Source organism: Desemzia sp. AGC72 (assembly GCF_057334175.1).
Genome location: NZ_JBHFIG010000016.1, coordinates 12,900 through 30,540 on the forward strand (window position 1 = coordinate 12,900; position 17,641 = coordinate 30,540).

Annotated in this window: 15 protein-coding genes; 4 read left to right on the forward strand and 11 right to left on the reverse strand. The window is 36.2% G+C overall.

The annotated features are described in order from the left end of the window. Positions 1–10: 10 nt before the first annotated feature. The 6 genes from ACE025_RS06935 to ACE025_RS06960 form a co-directional block, all read right to left on the reverse strand. Positions 11–3,172, reverse strand: a complete 3,162-nt coding sequence (locus ACE025_RS06935; RefSeq protein ID WP_485938809.1) for a type I restriction endonuclease subunit R — start codon at positions 3,170–3,172, stop codon at positions 11–13. Positions 3,173–3,184: 12 nt separating this feature from the next. Next, positions 3,185–4,393: a restriction endonuclease subunit S gene (locus tag ACE025_RS06940; RefSeq protein ID WP_485938811.1), complete on the reverse strand. Its 1,209-nt coding sequence runs from the start codon at positions 4,391–4,393 to the stop codon at positions 3,185–3,187. Further along, positions 4,383–5,978 (reverse strand): type I restriction-modification system subunit M, encoded by a 1,596-nt coding sequence (locus tag ACE025_RS06945; protein WP_485938813.1) that lies wholly within the window; start codon positions 5,976–5,978, stop codon positions 4,383–4,385. Before ACE025_RS06945 ends, ACE025_RS06940 begins: the two co-directional genes overlap by 11 nt. A 207-nt stretch (positions 5,979–6,185) precedes the next feature. Beyond that, positions 6,186–6,761: a GNAT family N-acetyltransferase gene (locus tag ACE025_RS06950; protein WP_485938815.1), complete on the reverse strand. Its 576-nt coding sequence runs from the start codon at positions 6,759–6,761 to the stop codon at positions 6,186–6,188. A 151-nt stretch (positions 6,762–6,912) separates the two neighbouring features. Then, positions 6,913–7,815 carry an NAD(P)/FAD-dependent oxidoreductase gene (locus tag ACE025_RS06955; protein ID WP_485938817.1) on the reverse strand — a complete coding sequence of 301 codons (903 nt, stop codon included), beginning with the start codon at positions 7,813–7,815 and terminating at the stop codon, positions 6,913–6,915. A 174-nt stretch (positions 7,816–7,989) separates the two neighbouring features. Further along, positions 7,990–8,118, reverse strand: coding sequence for a hypothetical protein (locus ACE025_RS06960; RefSeq protein ID WP_280521799.1), 129 nt, complete (start codon positions 8,116–8,118; stop codon positions 7,990–7,992). A 488-nt stretch (positions 8,119–8,606) separates the two neighbouring features. Between ACE025_RS06960 and ACE025_RS06965 the strand changes: the two genes are divergently transcribed. Further along, complete coding sequence (locus tag ACE025_RS06965) at positions 8,607–9,572, forward strand: methyl-accepting chemotaxis protein (RefSeq protein WP_485938819.1); 966 nt, start codon at positions 8,607–8,609, stop codon at positions 9,570–9,572. 280 nt (positions 9,573–9,852) lie between these two features. On the opposite strand, the gene ACE025_RS06970 is transcribed toward ACE025_RS06965, so the two are convergent. Then, positions 9,853–10,632 carry an SPFH domain-containing protein gene (locus tag ACE025_RS06970; RefSeq protein WP_485939007.1) on the reverse strand — a complete coding sequence of 260 codons (780 nt, stop codon included), beginning with the start codon at positions 10,630–10,632 and terminating at the stop codon, positions 9,853–9,855. Between the two features lie 537 nt (positions 10,633–11,169). On the opposite strand from ACE025_RS06970, the gene ACE025_RS06975 reads away from it, so the two are divergent. Continuing rightward, positions 11,170–11,997 carry a sulfurtransferase gene (locus ACE025_RS06975; protein WP_485938821.1) on the forward strand — a complete coding sequence of 276 codons (828 nt, stop codon included), beginning with the start codon at positions 11,170–11,172 and terminating at the stop codon, positions 11,995–11,997. Positions 11,998–12,312: 315 nt separating this feature from the next. Here ACE025_RS06975 and ACE025_RS06980 read toward each other — a convergent pair whose 3' ends face one another. Then, positions 12,313–13,197 carry a LysR substrate-binding domain-containing protein gene (locus ACE025_RS06980; RefSeq protein ID WP_485938823.1) on the reverse strand — a complete coding sequence of 295 codons (885 nt, stop codon included), beginning with the start codon at positions 13,195–13,197 and terminating at the stop codon, positions 12,313–12,315. A gap of 111 nt (positions 13,198–13,308) precedes the next feature. On the opposite strand from ACE025_RS06980, the gene ACE025_RS06985 reads away from it, so the two are divergent. Next, positions 13,309–14,346: a YeiH family protein gene (locus ACE025_RS06985; protein ID WP_485938825.1), complete on the forward strand. Its 1,038-nt coding sequence runs from the start codon at positions 13,309–13,311 to the stop codon at positions 14,344–14,346. A 527-nt stretch (positions 14,347–14,873) separates the two neighbouring features. Continuing rightward, positions 14,874–15,701 carry a sulfurtransferase gene (locus tag ACE025_RS06990; RefSeq protein ID WP_485938827.1) on the forward strand — a complete coding sequence of 276 codons (828 nt, stop codon included), beginning with the start codon at positions 14,874–14,876 and terminating at the stop codon, positions 15,699–15,701. Positions 15,702–16,076: 375 nt separating this feature from the next. Here ACE025_RS06990 and rpsI read toward each other — a convergent pair whose 3' ends face one another. The 3 genes from rpsI to ACE025_RS07005 form a co-directional block, all read right to left on the reverse strand. Further along, positions 16,077–16,469: a 30S ribosomal protein S9 gene (gene rpsI, locus ACE025_RS06995; protein ID WP_485938829.1), complete on the reverse strand. Its 393-nt coding sequence runs from the start codon at positions 16,467–16,469 to the stop codon at positions 16,077–16,079. Positions 16,470–16,482: 13 nt separating this feature from the next. Then, positions 16,483–16,929, reverse strand: coding sequence for a 50S ribosomal protein L13 (rplM, locus tag ACE025_RS07000; protein ID WP_485938831.1), 447 nt, complete (start codon positions 16,927–16,929; stop codon positions 16,483–16,485). Positions 16,930–17,141: 212 nt separating this feature from the next. Then, on the reverse strand, positions 17,142–17,621 hold the full coding sequence (locus tag ACE025_RS07005; RefSeq protein WP_485938833.1) for a hypothetical protein: 480 nt from the start codon (positions 17,619–17,621) through the stop codon (positions 17,142–17,144). Positions 17,622–17,641 lie beyond the last annotated feature (20 nt).

The window sequence follows — 17,641 nt, forward strand, 5'->3', positions numbered from 1 at the left end:
TCAATTCCACCTACCTCAACTCATCATCCAGCGGCACAATACGTTCATCCAAAACTTCACGCCAAGCTCTTTTCACGGCTTGTGGGTACTTGAAGGCTTTTACCTCTGGGTGTAGTTTCTTATATTCTTCGTAATCTTTACTTTCAATAATACCTTTGATATTTGGAATGGGATCCACACCAATCTTATACTGAATGGCTGAGGAATGGAGCTGTCCTTCAGAGACAAACCACTCTCTTGCAAAGTCCTCAATCACTTGGTCTCTGGCCTGTGTAAAAAATTGGCGCTTAATAACAAAAATGTCTTCATTTTCATCCACTTCTCCATTATCCATAGCATTTAAAATGGCTCGATAAACTTCTTTAACGTATTCTGCTTTGTTTAATTTCTGTAGTGCTTTTTCGATTTCTTCTCGTGCATCAAAATTATTCGCAGCATAAGTGCCCAGCAATTGATCAATATAGGTAGAGTCAATGTCATACAACTTCATATTGTTATCTGTATAAAATTCTATACCAGAAAAATCAACATCCTCATCTGTTTCATCTTTCTCTTGTTCTATAAGTGACCCTTTTACCGTCTCATACACTCCAGATTGTTCCTCTAAGAGAAACACTTGATTTTGCAGTGTTTTTGACTTCTCCATATCATCATTATAAGTGTCATAGGTTATTAGTGCTTCATACGCTTTATTTAATTCCTGGAATGCTTTAACGTATTCCACACGGGTTTCTAGTGGCGTATGCTCATCTAGTTTTCCAGGTACAATGGTAAACTGCTGAATTTTCTGATGAGCTTTTTTAAATCGTCTTTTTGATTCTTCATATGTCGGGTAAATTAACTCTGACTCTTCTTTTGCTTCGGAGTATAACTTGGTAGCCTCAGCTACATTTTTTTCCATCGTATGTGGCTTACGGAAAGTGACAATCAATCCTTTTGTTTTCTCTGGATACGTTCGGTTGGTACGAGAAAAGGCTTGAATCAGTCCAGCATATTCTAAATTTCGATCCACAAATAACGTCTGTATCGTCGGGGCATCAAAACCTGTCAACAAGCGGTCCACTACAATCACTAAATCTACTTGGCGCCCAAATTGTTTAAATTCCGCTTTTTTACGAGCCAAGCGATTATTGATATCTCCGTTATAGCGTTCAATATCTGCTAAGGTCCATGCCGTATTGTAGTATTCATTGTACTCCCGAATGATTTCCTGCATCTCTTCCTGTTGCTCTTTGGCATTGCTCTTATTTTCATCCAAAGAATAGGTAATTGCGATTCTCGGAAAATCAGGATCCTCCATCGTGCGTCCCTCGCGGATCGGATGATTAGGAAACTCTTGCTGTAGCCAGTCTTTATCCTTCGTCATTTCTTTAATGGCTTTGTAGTACCGTTTTGCCATATCAATCGAACTGGTGGTTAGAATCGCTGACTTGGTCGGTCGACCATTCGTAAAATCAAACTTTGTATACGCATTATCCGGACGAAATATCTTGTGGATGACCTTTTGTATATGTTGATCATCTTGGTACGTCCCATTTTCGATATATTCTTCTTTTTTTATCGGCTCCATCTGATCAATAACTTGATTGACTTGTTCAGCTGTGTAACTAGCATATTTTTCAACTTCTTGGAGCTTACGATGAATTTGATTGTCTAATGAGGTTGGTTCAATAGTATTCTCATGTTCTACTTGAAATCCCAAAACAGATCCATCTTCCAATGCATTCTTGATTGTGTACGTATGTAAGACTTCTCCGTATTGATCATGAGTTGTTCTTGCTAACTGACCTTTTGCTTGTTTCTTATTCATCTCAAAAATGGGGGTCCCGGTAAAGCCAAACCATGTAGAGTTGGGAAAAAAGATTTTAATTTCTTCCATATTCTCTGCACTTAAGGCACGGTGACATTCATCCACAATAAAGACCATGTGCTGCCCCATTAACTTTTGATAACGATTAGTCCCTTTTTGCTCTTCTTGCTTTTTGGCATATTTCAGTGCTGCATCTAATTTTTGACGAGTAGTGACAATCACTACGTTGGAATTAGCATCTGCAAGTAGTGTCTTACTTAGTTCTTGAGCGCTTCCCGTACCCACAATTAAACTATTAGATTTGGCATCACCTGAAGAAATCCCTGTATTAAACTCAGAAGCAAATTTAGTGAATTCACTGGTAGTTTGATTATCTAAATCTTTCCTGTCTACTAACATGATGGTTCGATCAATACCGGATTTTCTTGCTAAAAGCTTCGTGGAGACAAAACTAGTTAATGTCTTGCCTGATCCTGTTGCATGCCAAACATATCCTGACTGGTGTTTGTTGGCTGCGGTAAATAGTGCTTCAATGGCATGAACTTGGTACGGATGCAAAACCATCAATGTTTTATTGTCTTGATCTTCACTCATAATTGTGTAATTAGCAACAAGTCGATGAGCATCTGGAATATTCATGACTTGTTTACAGAACTCATACAGATTCTCGACTTTCTTATTGTCTTTTGTCCGCCAGCTGAACAAAAACTTGCGATGCATATTTTTGGGCATGGCATTGGCAAAGTAACGGGTCGTTTGTTCATTGGAGACTACGAACAACTGCAGGGTTGAAAAGATATTATTACGGAACATTCCTTCTTCAGCATACTTTTTGATTTGATTAAATGCTTGATAGACACCATCTTTGGCCGTCACTTGTTTCAACTCGATTTGAACAATAGGCAGTCCGTTAATGAGTAGTGTAACATCAAACCGTCTGTCTCTACCTTCTGCACTACTTTTTTGCTTCGCAATTTGATTCACCACTTCATAGGTAGAAATTCCGCCACCGATATCTTGGTTGGAATAAAGAATCAAAGATACCGACCCCAAGGTAGTATCCTCTCGTTCTATCGTAATACGAGCAATCCCATTTTCTCCTTTTAACCATTTAGCGGCATCAAAAGGCGTCTGTGTCCGTAACAGAAGTTCTGTCTTAATGGTGTCAAATTCTTTATCGGTTAAGGGATGTTCCCCAATCTCCGATAAATTATTATGAGTGATTTTCTCACGAAGATTTTGCCAAAGATTTGCTTCTGATTTCAAATCCGGTCGATAGGTCCATTGATTATGACCTTCTCCTAGAACCTCAATTAAGTGATTTTCAACTTCAGCCTCTCCCCGATGGGCAATCTTATTCACTTCCTGCACCTCCTAAACAAACATTTTCTGTAAGAATGCTTTTTTGGTATTTTGTAAAAGTTCTAGCTCACGCTGATGAAGAGCGATAGTGTCATCTAACTGACCTAAAAAATTAGATATTGATACTTGCTCTTGAGTAGATGGAACTCTAAAGATAAATGAACGTATTTTACTCAATGATAAAAACTTCTGTGTTCCACCTGCCATTTCATTTTCAATATATTTATCAAAAATAGGAGATTTCAGTAGTTGAATTAGAAACCGATTTAATACATTTTTTTGCTCCTTAATCAAAGCAACATTCTTAATAGCAAAATTGTCCCTGTTTATTAAAACAGGATTACCAATTGTTCCAATCATACCAAATAAAATATCACCTTTATCGACTTTAGATCTTTGATTTATTGCTTCAAAATCTTTGTGAGAGATAAAAGAAACATCTGTCATGTCCAATCCATAATGTTTTAAGTTTTTAGAAGTAATTAATGGGTAGCCACTATCAAAATATTTAGGAGAAGAATGTGTTCCATCACGAACGTCACTTTCTTTTCCCAACTTACGCTGTTCCCAATCTTCAGTAAAGCCAGGAAAGCGAATTTCAGGAAATTTTTCTCCTTCTTTCGGAAACATCTTTCCTAAAAAGCTTTTTTTTGTTTGTGTCAGAGCGTCTAGCACTTGCAGATGAAGAGCGATAGTGTCATCTAATTGCTTCAAAAAAACACTTACTTTTCTTTGTTCTTCTTTATTGCTCGGAATATTAATCAATAATTTTTTTACTATCCCTCCTGATAAGTTACCTTGTCCACCTTGTAAGTAAGTACTTATAATCGTCTGTTTCTGTTTTCTCAACCATTGTGATATAAAATAAGAACTATCGTTAAAAACAGGTTTCATAGCTAGTATTGCTTGATTAATTGCACCATCTATTTTAGAAATCCCAACTTCTCCACTAGTTGCTCCGTATAAAGCATATAAAATATCTCCTTTATTCACGAGTTTTGCAGAAGAATTTTTCATAGCTTCTTCAGTTATAAAAAGTTCTGTGGTATTAGAATTAATTTCACCAGAGCGAATAAAAGGGATCGAACCATTATAGTAATCTCTATTATTTATAGGTGGAGTTCCACCAGAAAAACTTAGGGTAATGTCTCCCAACTTATGCTGTTCCCAATCCTCAGTAAAGCCTGAAAAACGTATTTCTGGTTGTTTGTTATTTTTCATAGTTAAACACCTCTAAAGCACCTTGAATCCATTCCGCATCTTCTGGATTAAACTGTAAGGAAGAAATTGTGTCGAACAAAATGGCTTCTAATTCTTGCTTTTCTTGACGAATTTCTTTGATTTCAATTCCAATAGTTGCCATATCAATCGGTTCTTCTTCTTCAAAGGTATCAACATACCGCGGAATATTTAAATTAAAGTCATTTTGTTTAATTTCATCAAAACTTGCGATGTATGCGTATTTCTCAACATCTTTTCTTTCTTTATACGTTAAAACAACTTTTTCAATATTTTCTTTTGACAGTTTATTTTGATTTTTCCCTTTTATAAAATCATTGCTTGCATCAATAAAGAGCACATCCCGACTCGTACGATTTTTCTTCAAGATGATTACTGTTGTAGGAATTGACGTTCCAAAGAATAGATTCACAGGCATCCCAATGACCGCATAGATACTCCCATCCTCTAATAACTTTTTACGAATTACACCTTCAGCTGCTCCACGGAATAATACACCATGCGGCAAGACGATTGCCATTGTCCCTGTATCTTTCAAATGGTAATAGCCATGCAACAGAAAAGCGAAATCAGCTTTTGATTTAGGAGCTAGTTTCCCATAGCGATTAAATCGAGAATCATCCAGGAATGTGTCATCTGCTGACCATTTGGCAGAGTACGGTGGATTCATGACGACAGAATCAAAGGTATACGGCTCATCTGTAGGCCAATCTTTATTCAGTGTATCTCCATTTCGCAGACGCATATCTTCTGCATCTACCCCATGCAAAATCAAGTTCATTTTTGCAAGATTATAGGTAGTCGTGTTCAATTCTTGACCATGATATTTTACATTATCTGGATAGTTAAGGTAGTTTCGTACATTTAACATCAATGAACCTGAACCCATAGTAGGGTCAAATACGCTAAACAGTTTTTTATCTTCTTGGCTGATCGCTACAATTTGCGCCATCATATCGGAAACCATATGTGGAGTGTAAAATTCCCCAGCTTTTTTCCCTGCTTCCGAAGCAAATTGACTGATTAGAAACTCGTAGGCATCTCCAATAACGTCCCCTTCATGTCCAATCACATTAATATCATTTAATTTTTTTAAAACTTCTGTGATGGTGACATTACGTTGTTGATCATCTGATCCTAACTTCTTTGATTGCAAATCCACATCGTCAAATAAACCATTAAACTGAGCGTACTTCGTTGATAACTGAATAAACCCTTTATTTAACTCAGTTAAATAGAATGTATTTTGTTTGGCTTGATTGGCCAAGACGTTAAATAAGTATGCTGGTTCTACATCGTATCCTAATGTATCTACTAGTGTCGCAATTAAATCACTTTTCGTTTCTTCATCTGATAATAGTTCTTGATACAGTTCAGTTTGTTTATCCGCTGTACCGTATTCTTCCAGAGGTTCATCAGCTAATTCCACTACCTGTTGTAATAACTTATCTGAAAGATATTTATAGAAAATCAATCCCAATAAATAATTCTTGTATTCTGATGCATCCATTTTGCTGCGAAGATTGTCAGCAGCGCTGAATAAGCGTTTGTTTAGTTCTGTTCCCATAATTTAATTCCTCTTTCGTTTACATATTTACCTTTTTTATAATTAGGTATCCTTCTATTGGTTCCAACAAAAAGGATATTTTACACTCCCTAAATTTTTCGTTACTAATAAATTATACCATTAATAATCGCATTTTCCTTAGTTCGATTACAACCCTCTTTTGAATATTCAATAAATAGAACTGTAGATATTGAATCAACTAACCTTCTAAAAAAGAACTACAATATTCAATTCGATGTCTTTTTGACCGACCACTTTAAAGTCACGATGCTCATAAAACTGATAAGTGGAACCTGAATCAGTATACAGATAGATTTCTTTCCCCACTTCTTGCCTCTCCAATTCATTTAACAATTTTGTTCCAATGCCTTTTCCCTTTATATCGGGATTCACTGCGAAGAAATTCAGTTTTCCTTCTGGATGGTGTGTTTGCTTATAAGCAGCCAGCATATCTTTATTGGCTTTCTCATATGCATTCGAAGCATCTTTATATCCTAATTTGATGACAAACTCAGCGATTCTCACAAATGAGCGATAAAAGCGATTAGCAAATACTTTAGGTGCGTCATCCATATCTGCCAGCAGCACGCCAATCAACTCATCACCAAGGTATGCTCCAAGAGCAATCGTTGCACGTGAAATCTCTAGATACCAAAAGTATTTACTGTACAAATACAGTTCAACAACGTTTCCGGTATACCACTCAAGATGCATGCCTTGAACAGCAAACTTTCTCGCTGCGTTAAAATCTTTTTTCTGTAACGGTCTGATGTCGATTTCCATTCAACTTCCACCCTTACCACTTTTTTGTTTAAGGTCAGTATACCATTTCAAGCGCTATCATTGATGGACTTGACAATTGATTCGATTTTTAGACACAAAAAAGAACAGCTTAAAAACTGTTCTTTTTACCCTGAATCCAATTGTAGCTATTTTATATTCCTTCAAAGGCTGCTTCACTAGATTCGTTGATAATGCTCAAACCTGCCATATGCCCTTGGCTAGCAGAAACAATCAATTGAGAGGGTCCTGTGATTTCTCCTGCAGCGTAAATGCCTTTTACATTTGTCCGTCCTAAAGAATCTGTAACAACGAATCCCGCTTCAGTTAATTCAATATCTAATGAGTCGATAAATGAAAAGTGTTTATCTAATAGTGTCGTACAGAAACCACCGGATCTTTCAATTTTCTCTCCACTTTCAAATACAACACCTTGAAGCTCTCCATCTGTACCATCCAATTCAACAATTCGTTCTTCTATTAAGCGAATCTGATTTTTTTCTAGCAGTTTTTTCTGATCAGCGTCAAATACATCATTTCCGTTAGCAGCTATAATCAAATCATCTGTCCAATTTTTCAATAACTTGGCAGAGTGCAACCCCACACTCGATTCTGTGATCAATATCAATGGTTTATCTTTCATTTCCCATCCATCACAAAAAGGGCAAGAAAAAATGCTGCTTCCATAATAGTCTTCAATCCCTTGAACATCTGGAAGCTTTTCTTTCAATCCTGTAGCTAAGACGACATTTTTAGTAGTGATGTTTTCGTCTGACTCGACAGTTATTTCAAAAGAATCTTCCTCTGCTTTTTCAACTGAAAGGACTTTATCCGTCTTAATAGAAATGGTTGGGTATTTGAGCAAATCTTTTCTGCCCTTATCTCTGAAAACTTCAGGTTTGATTCCATCTTGTGTCAAGAATGCATGAGAAGCGTGCGTTACAGCATTCCTTGGCTTTTCTTCATCAATCAGCAGGACTTGCTTTTTGCCTCTTCCTACCACTAAAGCAGCGCTCATTCCGGCTGGACCTCCACCAATCACAACAACATCTATCATCTTGTTCCCTCCTATGACCTCTATTGAAACTCATCATATTTATCATTAAAGCAAAAAAGTCAGCTGAATACTAATTTCCTACTTTCAGTTACTTCGTGTTCCCTTCAATCCTTCTTTTAAAATATTTCTACGCACAAAAAAAGAATAGCCAGCAGCTATTCTTTTTCGCATAGATTATTTGTTAAAGATCTTTGGACCTTTACGCATGTTTTTCATATCATTCTTTGGTTCGGTCGTTTGCTTAGATTTCCCGCCTGCTTGTTTCTTTTTGATCAATTCTAACATTTTTTCTTTTGAATTCATTTTTCCACCACCTCATTGGTGTAACACTAAATACTCTCAGTGAGATAAGAGGAGCGGCAACTACATGAATGGAGATTTTTGAAAATGACTAACTCATTCTAAAAATTGTACTATTCTACATTCAATATGATTTCCCATATCCTTTGCCCAACTTTACAATATCCGGTTTACATTCTTCCCTAAATCATACAGGATAAACCGCGATGTGACAAATAAAATTTGACTATTAAATAGAAAAATCGTCTAAATTATGTACTTGTCTGTTACAAAGATAACGCTAAAGAATAGAATCAATCATTAGCTGTTTCGGTCCCTTTTATAACGAGGATTTTTGCTAAGAATATGAAACAAGTGAAGTCGAAATAAAAATATCTCTATTTCGAAGTAAAATGTTATGACTTCAAAATAAATTTTGTTATAATCAAAAAGCAAAAAAACTTACTATAAATTAGTTATGTTTAGATAAACATACATTAGGAGATAACCACATGACTGACTATCTTAAACGACCCGTTAGCACGCAAGTATTAAATGAGAATTCCGTCCTCTCTGCTTTAGAAATGAGCTTAGCAATCATTGAATTCGATCCTTACGGAAACGTCCTCTGGGCGAACAATAATTTTGCACAGGCGATGGGATACAACACAACAGAATTAACTGACATGCATCACCGTCAATTCTGCAATCCTGAATTTGTACAAAGTTTGGAATACGAAAATTTTTGGAAGAGTTTCAGGAATGGACAATCGTTTCAACAGAAAGTCCAACGAATAACGAAACAAGGGGATCCAATTTGGCTTGAAGCAACTTATACTCCTGTTTTTGATGAAAACGGAAAGATTCAAGCCGTTATAAAAGTAGCTACCGATATTACGGCTCGAGAAAATGGCAGCGCTGAAGTAACCCATAATTTACAGCAAATGGCAGAAAATTTAAAAGAGCGAGCTGATAAAGGATCCAACCGCAGCGATGAAGTTGTAGCAGCGATGAATAAAATTATTGAACAAACTAGTAAAAATGTCAGTACTTTAAAGATGCTTAACGAGCGGACCGAAGACATTCGTGGCATAGTCAAAACGATTAAGGACATTGCCACACAAACAAATCTATTAGCTTTGAATGCTGCCATCCAAGCAGCCCATGCCGGACAATACGGTCGCGCCTTTAATGTTATAGCAGATGAAATTCGTAAACTAGCTAATCAATCTAAAGAATCCATTTTAGAAGTGCAAGCTAATGTCAAAAACATTACTGAACAAGTACAAAATATCAGTGTAGGTACAGTACACTCGGAAAAACTGATTTTTGATAGTCAAACACACATTGAACACACAGTCCACGATTTTTCAGCGGTCGGTGAAGCAGCCGGCCAGCTTGAGACTCAAGCAAAATCGTTGGTGGATCAGCTGCAAGGAAAAGAGAACAAAGCTCTGTCCATCGTTGTTGAAATCTAATTCATTACTTTTAATAGTAGGCTAAATAACTTTCATTCAGTTTACTTTTATTTAAGACTTTTGCTACTCTGCATATAAAAAGAACCCTCTTGATATGGTGTTGCTTGGACATCATATCAAGAGAGGTCTTTTTCGATTTTTCCAATACATAATTAAAAGTCCAAATCATCATCTTCCTGTTTAGGATCTTTTTTAAACAGCAAAGACAATAAATTTCCTATTAAAATGACTACTATCACTGCAAAAATAAGCTTCGCTAAGAAGAAAATCATTTTATCACCTACTCGTTCGTATCTACAATGGCTTGACCCGTTTGTACTTCAACCCAACCATGTTCCAAGCGGGCTTCTACTTCTTTTAATTTGATCAATTCTTCTGTGATCGATTCAGATAATTTTTTATTGGCTTCTGCCTCAGCTTCTGCAGCTTTTACTTTTTGATACGCTAAACTATCTGCTTTTGTTTTTGCTGTATCAGCTTCTAAGAGAGCTTTTTCTTTTTCTTGACCGGCTTTGATAATCTCATCAATGGATTTTTGCGTTTCTGCATCTACATCCGGAACTCCAAAGGCAACATCTTCTACTAAGAATCCTTTAGGCTCAACAGCTTTAGTGAAATCTTCTAAAATCGATTGCTGAACTTCTGTCGATTTCGATCCCGTCACATCCAATAAGCTGTATCTGGCAACAATACTACGCGATGATTTCAGCAATTGTGCTTTCAACCAGTTCGCTTCAATATCTTCTACGCTGATACTCCCAAATTCTTTAAACACATCAGAAACTTTTTTTGAATCTACTTTATACGCATATGTAATTGATACATGGGTAGCTTTTCCATCTTCTGTAGCCAAATTCAATTTTTCTGCTTTAACCGTCTGTAATCGAATTGGGTATTGAGTTACTTTATCCAATCCGACAAATTTAACCCCTTGGCTTAGTGTTTGGTCTCTGACTCCGCCGTTCATGGAATAACGAACCCCTACATAACCATTTTCAATTTTCTCAAAAAACACTAAAAATCCGCCTACCAATAGGATGATGACTAAAAGACCAATCATTAACCCTTTGATTTTCTTGATGCTGTTCTTATCGTATATTTTCTCGTTCAATTCTATGTCCTCTTTTCTTTTTTCAAATGAATCATTAATCAAATAACTATAATTTACACTTAACTCCTTACAAAATATCCCCCCGAGTGACTGTCTACTGCAATGCACAAAAAGAAACACAGGCTTTTCTGCTGTAAGCCTGTGTATTCTTTTCGACATACTTTTTCTTTTACGAGTTGACTCTATGTACACATCTCTTCTCATAAAAAATCATCTTAGTTATTATACCAAAGAAAGGAATAAAAACGGTAGATTCTTTAAATATTTAAGCTTAATTACAGTAGTTACTTTAGTTTGCTTGATTTATTAAATTATTTTTTTAATATCTAATATGTAATTTTACAATCTTCATTGAATCAGACATAATAAAACATGAATTAACAAAATATTTTACATTCCCAAGGCGTCTTTTCTCCATAGTTTTAACCGTTAAAATATCTTAGCATATCCATTATTCTAAATACATTGTTCATTCAGGAGGACTTTATGAAAAACTTCGTTACACAAACATGGTTATTAGAGAATCATTCAAATGATAACTTAATCTTACTTGATGCCCGTGCAGAATTAAATGATCCGAAAGCCGGATATAACCAATATAAAAAAGGACATCTCAAAAGAGCTCAATTCGTCTCTTTAGAAGATACAATGACTGGAGAAGTCAGCGAGCATGGTGGTCGGCATCCTTTACCAGATATGGAAGTATTTATTAATGACATAAAGCAGTTGGGTATTTCTGATTCTTCCACAGTAATCATTTATGATGATGGGGATCTTGCAATGGCAGGCCGATTGTGGTGGTTGTTAAAATACGCTGGTAAAGATAAGGTATTCTTATTAGAAGGCGGTATAAAACATTGGGTCGATAATGGGCTAGAAATTACTACCGTTATTGCCAAGCCGCAATCTTCTGGGGCTTTAAGCTTGAATTTGAATGAATCCATGATCGCAGAATTCTCTGAAGTAAAGGCTGCTGTCGGCTTAGAACAAACAGCTATAATCGATTCCAGAGCGTACGAACGGTATTCTGGACAAGTGGAGCCCTTAGATAAATTGCCAGGACACATTCCCAGTGCTTTAAACTATCCTTGGACGGATTTGGTTGATGAAGGCACTATAGCAGACAACCAAAAGATAAACGAAAAGTTCAAATCTCTGGAGAAATATGAGGATATTATCGTACACTGCGGTTCCGGGATAACAGGGACAGTAAATATGTTGTTTATGGAAGAAGCTGGATTGAAGCCGAGGTTGTATCCAGGTGGCTACAGTGACTGGGTCAGTTACGAAAACAATCCAGTGGTAAAAGACTAAAAATCAGGAAAAAACATTGTTTTACATTCCTTTATTCATAAAGTACCGGTTAGTTCAATATGACTACACCAATCTAAGAACGTCAATTTTTTCGCACAAAAAAAGGAACTGTCTAAATGGCAGTTCCTTTTGATGTATCTAACATAAATTTAGCTTTTTGAGCATTGAGAATCTTTACCGGCTTTCTTAAGATCTAGTTCAATTGTTCCCACTTTGACTATACTTTAAAAACAAGTGCGCTGATATAAATTACAAATTCATGCACTTATTGCCATGATAAGAACATTGCATATCCATTCTTTTAAACTATCCGGTCTAATGTGTTTCCACAGTTTTCAAAAAATTATTTATCGTTTCCATTCCTCTCACTTGGATTCTTTTCAGATAAATCAAATGAAAAGAATGAATTACATTAAAATCGCTTAAAGGTATTTTTTTCAATATCCCTTTATTGAGTTCCTCTTCAACAGCCATCTGATAAATAAAACTGACTCCTAAATTTTTTTCGACCATTTTTTTAGCAGCACCAATGCTCCCAATCGTCATAACTTTCGAAAAGCTGTCTAAGTGGATTCCTTTACTTTTTATAGCTGTTTCGAAAATCAGGCGTGATCCCGATCCTTCTTCACGGACTAGAAGAGGTGTAGAAAATAAGTCATTAATGCTCTGTTCTTGTTTCCACAAAGAACTTTTTTCTGAACAGACAGCGATAAACGGTTCTTCAGCGATTTTCTGGAATTCAAATGCAGACTGATTGAATTCTCCTTCTACGAGCGCAAAATCAATTTTTCCATGCTCCATCAATTCGATTAAACGCTGGGTATTGTCTGTTACCATCGAGATATCATGTGCTGGATATTGATTTAAATACGACTCAATGAGTCCAGGCATCATGTATTCCCCAATCGTCAAGGAAGCCCCAAATGTAAGGGTAGTGTGTTCTGCAGTAGAAGTTAACTGCTCCTGCACCTTAGCGATCTCTCTTTGGAGCAAATAAAGGTCTTTTTGCAGCTGCTTTCCCTTAGCCGTTAATGATAATCGTCTCTTTTCATAATGAATCAGTTCAACTCCTAACTCCTGCTGCAAAGACTGAATATGTTGGGTGACAGCCGGCTGGGTGATGTGCAATCTTTTAGCTGTGGTCGTGTAATTCATTTCTTCTGTCAAAGTAAGGAACGTTTGATAACGATAATCTAACATCTAACGCCACTCCTTAATAATAATTTCTTATAAATATATAATAAATGATTATTTTATTTTATACAAGATTCGGTATATCATAATACTATAAATATTTGGAGGAGGTCTAATATGCTCGCAAAATTTAAAAAAAACTATTCTATTTTGCCCGGTCTACTAATCAGTGTTTTGATATCATTAATCAGCCAGTATCTATCTGCCCTTCTGCCAAATTTAGGAGCAGCACTGATCGCAATTTTTTTAGGAATTTTGTTAGGAAATACTTTTTTAAACAAGCCTTATTTTAAAAGAGGAACTAAATTTTCTGAAAAATCCCTCTTAGAGTGGTCGATCGTGTTAAATGGAATAATCTTAGATTTTCAAATCATCAAGCAAGTTGGTTTTACTGGATTTATTTTTGTTATTCTTCAAATGGTTTTGACGATTTTATTTGCTTATTGGATCGGTCGAACTATGAAGTTCAATAAAAAGATGTCTTTGTTGATGGGGGCCGGCAATGCAGTCTGCGGCTCTTCTGCTATTGGTACTGTCTCTCCGATAATTGGTGCCGATAAGAAAGATAAAGCCATGTCCATCACTATAGTTAATGTAACAGGAACCATATTGATGGTCTCACTGCCTATTCTCGCTTCTGTTCTGTACCACAACGAAGTCGTTCAAACATCAGCTTTGATTGGAGGTACGATCCAATCCATAGGACAAGTCGTTGCTTCAGCTAAATTGGTGAGTATGGACGTCACTAATCTGTCTATAGTATTCAAACTTATGAGAGTACTCCTTATCATCGGAGTAGCCTTATCTTTCAGTAAACTAAACACTAAAGAGGAAGAACCGCTATTTTCTAAATCAGCAGTTGAACCAACATCTGCTTATTTGAAAAAAAATACAAACCTATTGACTATTCCTTGGTTTATTGTAGGATTCTTCATTTTATTCTTGCTTAGAAGTTTTCTACCCTTACCTTCTTTCATGATCCACAGTTCCGAAGTTATCAGTAATCAATTTGAGATTACAGCTTTAGCTGCAATTGGTCTTCAGGTCAAGTTCTCTGATATCTTGAAAGAAGGGCCTCGTACCATGTTATATGGCTTACTGATCGGCTGCTTCCAAATCATTTTAGCAATTGCTTTGATTTTTTGGCTGTTCTAGTTTAGGTAACAATATTTCAAAATAAGCAGCGACTGATATCAGTCGCTGCTTGTTTCTTTTGATCAGCTTTAACATCTTTTTTTTTAATCCACTTTATCTACCACCCTATTGATGTGAAAATAAACACTCTCAGCGAATGAAATAACAAAGATAATTAACATAATAATGCAATTATTTTTCATGACTGATTACCTTAAAAGATCCGCCAGTACATTTGGGGAAATTGTTTTTCCTAAGTATTCTTATTTTAAAAGTATACTCAATCATTTTTAGGCATAAAAAATAGGATGAAACTATTCTCTTTTTGATATCAACTAAACCCCATCAAAATATCCAATTAAATTATTTTTTTAATATCTCAATATGTAATTTTATATTCTTCATTGAATCATACATAATAAAACATGAAGCAACAAAACATTTTTCACTCTCTAAACGTCTTTTCTCTATGGCTTTAATTATTAAAATATCTTAGCATATCTATTATTTTTATTTTTCTAAATACATTGTTCATTCAGGAGGATTTTATGAAAAATTTCGTTACACAAACATGGTTACTAGAGAATTATTCAAATAATAACTTAATCATACTTGATGCCCGCGCAGAATTAAATGATCCGAAAGCCGGATATAACCAATATAAAAAAGGACATCTCAAAAGAGCTCAATTCGTCTCTTTAGAAGATACCATGACTGGAAAAGTCAGCGAGCATGGTGGTCGGCATCCTTTACCAGATATGGAAGTGTTTATTAATGACATGAAGCAGCTGGGTATTTCTGATTCTTCTACAGTAATCATTTATGATAATGGGGATCTAGCAATGGCAGGCAGATTGTGGTGGTTGTTAAAATACGCTGGTAAAGATAAGGTATTCTTATTAGAAGGCGGTATAAAACATTGGGTCGATAATGGGTTAGAAATGACTACAGTTATTGCGGAGCCGCAATCTTCTGGGGCTTTAAGTTTGAATTTAAATGAATCCATGATTGCAGGATTTTCTGAAGTAAAGGCTGCTGTCGGCTTAGAACAAACAGCTATAATCGATTCCAGAGCATATGAACGGTACTCTGGACAAGTCGAGCCATTAGATAAATTGCCTGGGCACATTCCCAGTGCTTTAAACTATCCTTGGATGGATTTGGTTGATGAAGGCACTATAGCAGACAACCAAAAGATAAACGAAAAGTTCAAATCTCTGGAGAAATATGAAGATATTATCGTTCACTGCGGTTCCGGGATAACTGGAACAGTAAATATGTTGTTTATGGAAGAAGCTGGATTGAAGCCGAGGTTATATCCAGGAGGCTACAGTGACTGGGTTAGTTACGAAAACAATCCAGTGGTAAAAGACTAAAAATCAGGAAAAACCATTGTTTTACATTTCTATATTAATAAAGTAGATAAATTACAGGTGTTTGAGTTTGTCCAAAACAGAACTAAGGTAGAGCGGATATCACCAAAACTTCAGCAGTTCTTGCGACTGCAGCAAACTAAGACCATCAACTTTTGTACGCACACAAAAAAAAGGAACTGCCATATAGGCAATTCCTTTTTGATGTATAGATAACGGAAATTAACGTTTTGAGCAACACTCTCTCCGTTCGTCTTGTACTACATCCGTACATCGCTTCGCTCTTACGGCTGCAGCAAATTGAGAGCGCCAGTTTGCTGTACAAAAAAAGAGAACTGCCATATAGGCAATTCTCTTTTGATAACATATATAATAGTCTTAACGTTTTGAAAACTGGCTAGCTTTACGAGCTTTCTTAAGACCTGGTTTTTTACGTTCTTTCATACGTGGGTCACGTGTTAATAGACCTGCTGATTTTAATGGAGAACGGAAAGAAGGGTCAACTTCTAACAACGCGCGTGCGATACCGTGACGAGCTGCTCCAGCTTGTCCAGCGTATCCACCACCATTAACGTTGATCAAGATATCGTAGCTTCCTGTAGTTTCAGTTACTTCTAAAGGTTGTTTTACGATAACGTGTAAGCTTTCGTATGGAAGATATTCTGCAATATCTTTGTTATTGAACGTGATTTTACCTGTACCTGGTACTAGGCGTACACGTGCAGTTGAGTTTTTACGACGTCCTGTTGCGCTATATTGTACTTGTGCCAATGAAATTCCCTCCTTAAATTAAGTTTGTGATGTCTAATGTTTTTGGTTGTTGTGCTTGGTGTGTGTGTTCTGAACCACCATAAACGTGTAATTTCATGCCTTGTTTGCGGCCTAAAGTATTTTTAGGAAGCATTCCTTTTACAGACAATTCAATTAATTTACGAGAGTCTTTAGCACGTAGGTCACCAGCAGAGATTTGTTTCAATCCACCTGGGTTTCCATCGATGTTACGAGAATAGATTTTGTCAGTTGCTTTTTTACCAGTTAATTTGACTTTATCAGCATTGATTACAATTACAAAGTCCCCTGTATCTACATGAGGAGTAAAAGTTGGTTTATTTTTTCCGCGTAAGAAAGTTGCAACTACGGTAGATAGACGTCCTAATGGAATATCAGTAGCATCTATTACATACCAGTTACGTTCTACTTCGCTTGGTTTAGCCATATAAGTTGTACGCACGTTAATTTCCTCCATATTCTTCTGTTTGTTTGAATGCATAATAAGTTTCCGGGGCTCATCATGGGGCAAACAATACCATATAATATCTTACCTTTTTTTCAATCCTTTGTCAATAAAACACCAAATAAAATCCGGCGAATCAACATTTTTTTTTCACATCGCTACTTTTAGTTCACATTTAACGATTGCCTATATCAGCAGCAGCTTGTCTTCTAAGAAGCCGGCACTGTTTCATTGAGCAGCAAGTTGTTTTGCTCCAGATCAATGAGTTTCAAGTAGCTTTTTTCCTTTACAAAAATACTTTTATAGACTTGCTTGCCATCCTTAGTAAAGATCAAGATTCGAGTACCGGGATTATCTGAAATCACATGACCAGTCAAATCTGTTAGTTCAATTTCCTGTTGGATCGTTGCTATTTCAGGGTAATCCATTGTGTTGTTATCAATCACTTCAGCTTGGTCTATTTCTTCTTCTGCTACACTTTCTTCATCTGCCTCGTCAGCTTCTTCTTCAAGTGCACTTTCTTCTGTTTCGCTTTCTTCTTCTAGTATGCTTTCTGTTTCAGTACTTTCTGCCTCCGTACTTTCATTGCTGACTACTTCTGTAGAAGTCTCCATTTCGCTAGTGTCTGATTGTTCTGTGCTGCATCCCGCCAGTAAAAATAATGAAAAAAATAATGTTAATAATTTCATATTCATTCTCCTTCTCGACA

Excerpts from the sequence above, each read along its gene's own strand:
- ACE025_RS06940 (WP_485938811.1), bottom strand. The coding sequence starts at position 4,393 with ATGAAAAATAACAAACAACCAGAAATACGTTTTTCAGGCTTTACTGAG.
- ACE025_RS06945 (WP_485938813.1), bottom strand. The coding sequence starts at position 5,978 with ATGGGAACAGAACTAAACAAACGCTTATTCAGCGCTGCTGACAATCTT.
- ACE025_RS06950 (WP_485938815.1), bottom strand. The coding sequence starts at position 6,761 with ATGGAAATCGACATCAGACCGTTACAGAAAAAAGATTTTAACGCAGCG.
- ACE025_RS06955 (WP_485938817.1), bottom strand. The coding sequence starts at position 7,815 with ATGATAGATGTTGTTGTGATTGGTGGAGGTCCAGCCGGAATGAGCGCT.
- ACE025_RS06960 (WP_280521799.1), bottom strand. The coding sequence starts at position 8,118 with ATGAATTCAAAAGAAAAAATGTTAGAATTGATCAAAAAGAAACAAGCA.
- ACE025_RS06965 (WP_485938819.1), top strand. The coding sequence starts at position 8,607 with ATGACTGACTATCTTAAACGACCCGTTAGCACGCAAGTATTAAATGAG.
- ACE025_RS06970 (WP_485939007.1), bottom strand. The coding sequence starts at position 10,632 with ATGATTGGTCTTTTAGTCATCATCCTATTGGTAGGCGGATTTTTAGTG.
- ACE025_RS06975 (WP_485938821.1), top strand. The coding sequence starts at position 11,170 with ATGAAAAACTTCGTTACACAAACATGGTTATTAGAGAATCATTCAAAT.
- ACE025_RS06980 (WP_485938823.1), bottom strand. The coding sequence starts at position 13,197 with ATGTTAGATTATCGTTATCAAACGTTCCTTACTTTGACAGAAGAAATG.
- ACE025_RS06985 (WP_485938825.1), top strand. The coding sequence starts at position 13,309 with ATGCTCGCAAAATTTAAAAAAAACTATTCTATTTTGCCCGGTCTACTA.
- ACE025_RS06990 (WP_485938827.1), top strand. The coding sequence starts at position 14,874 with ATGAAAAATTTCGTTACACAAACATGGTTACTAGAGAATTATTCAAAT.
- ACE025_RS07005 (WP_485938833.1), bottom strand. The coding sequence starts at position 17,621 with ATGAAATTATTAACATTATTTTTTTCATTATTTTTACTGGCGGGATGC.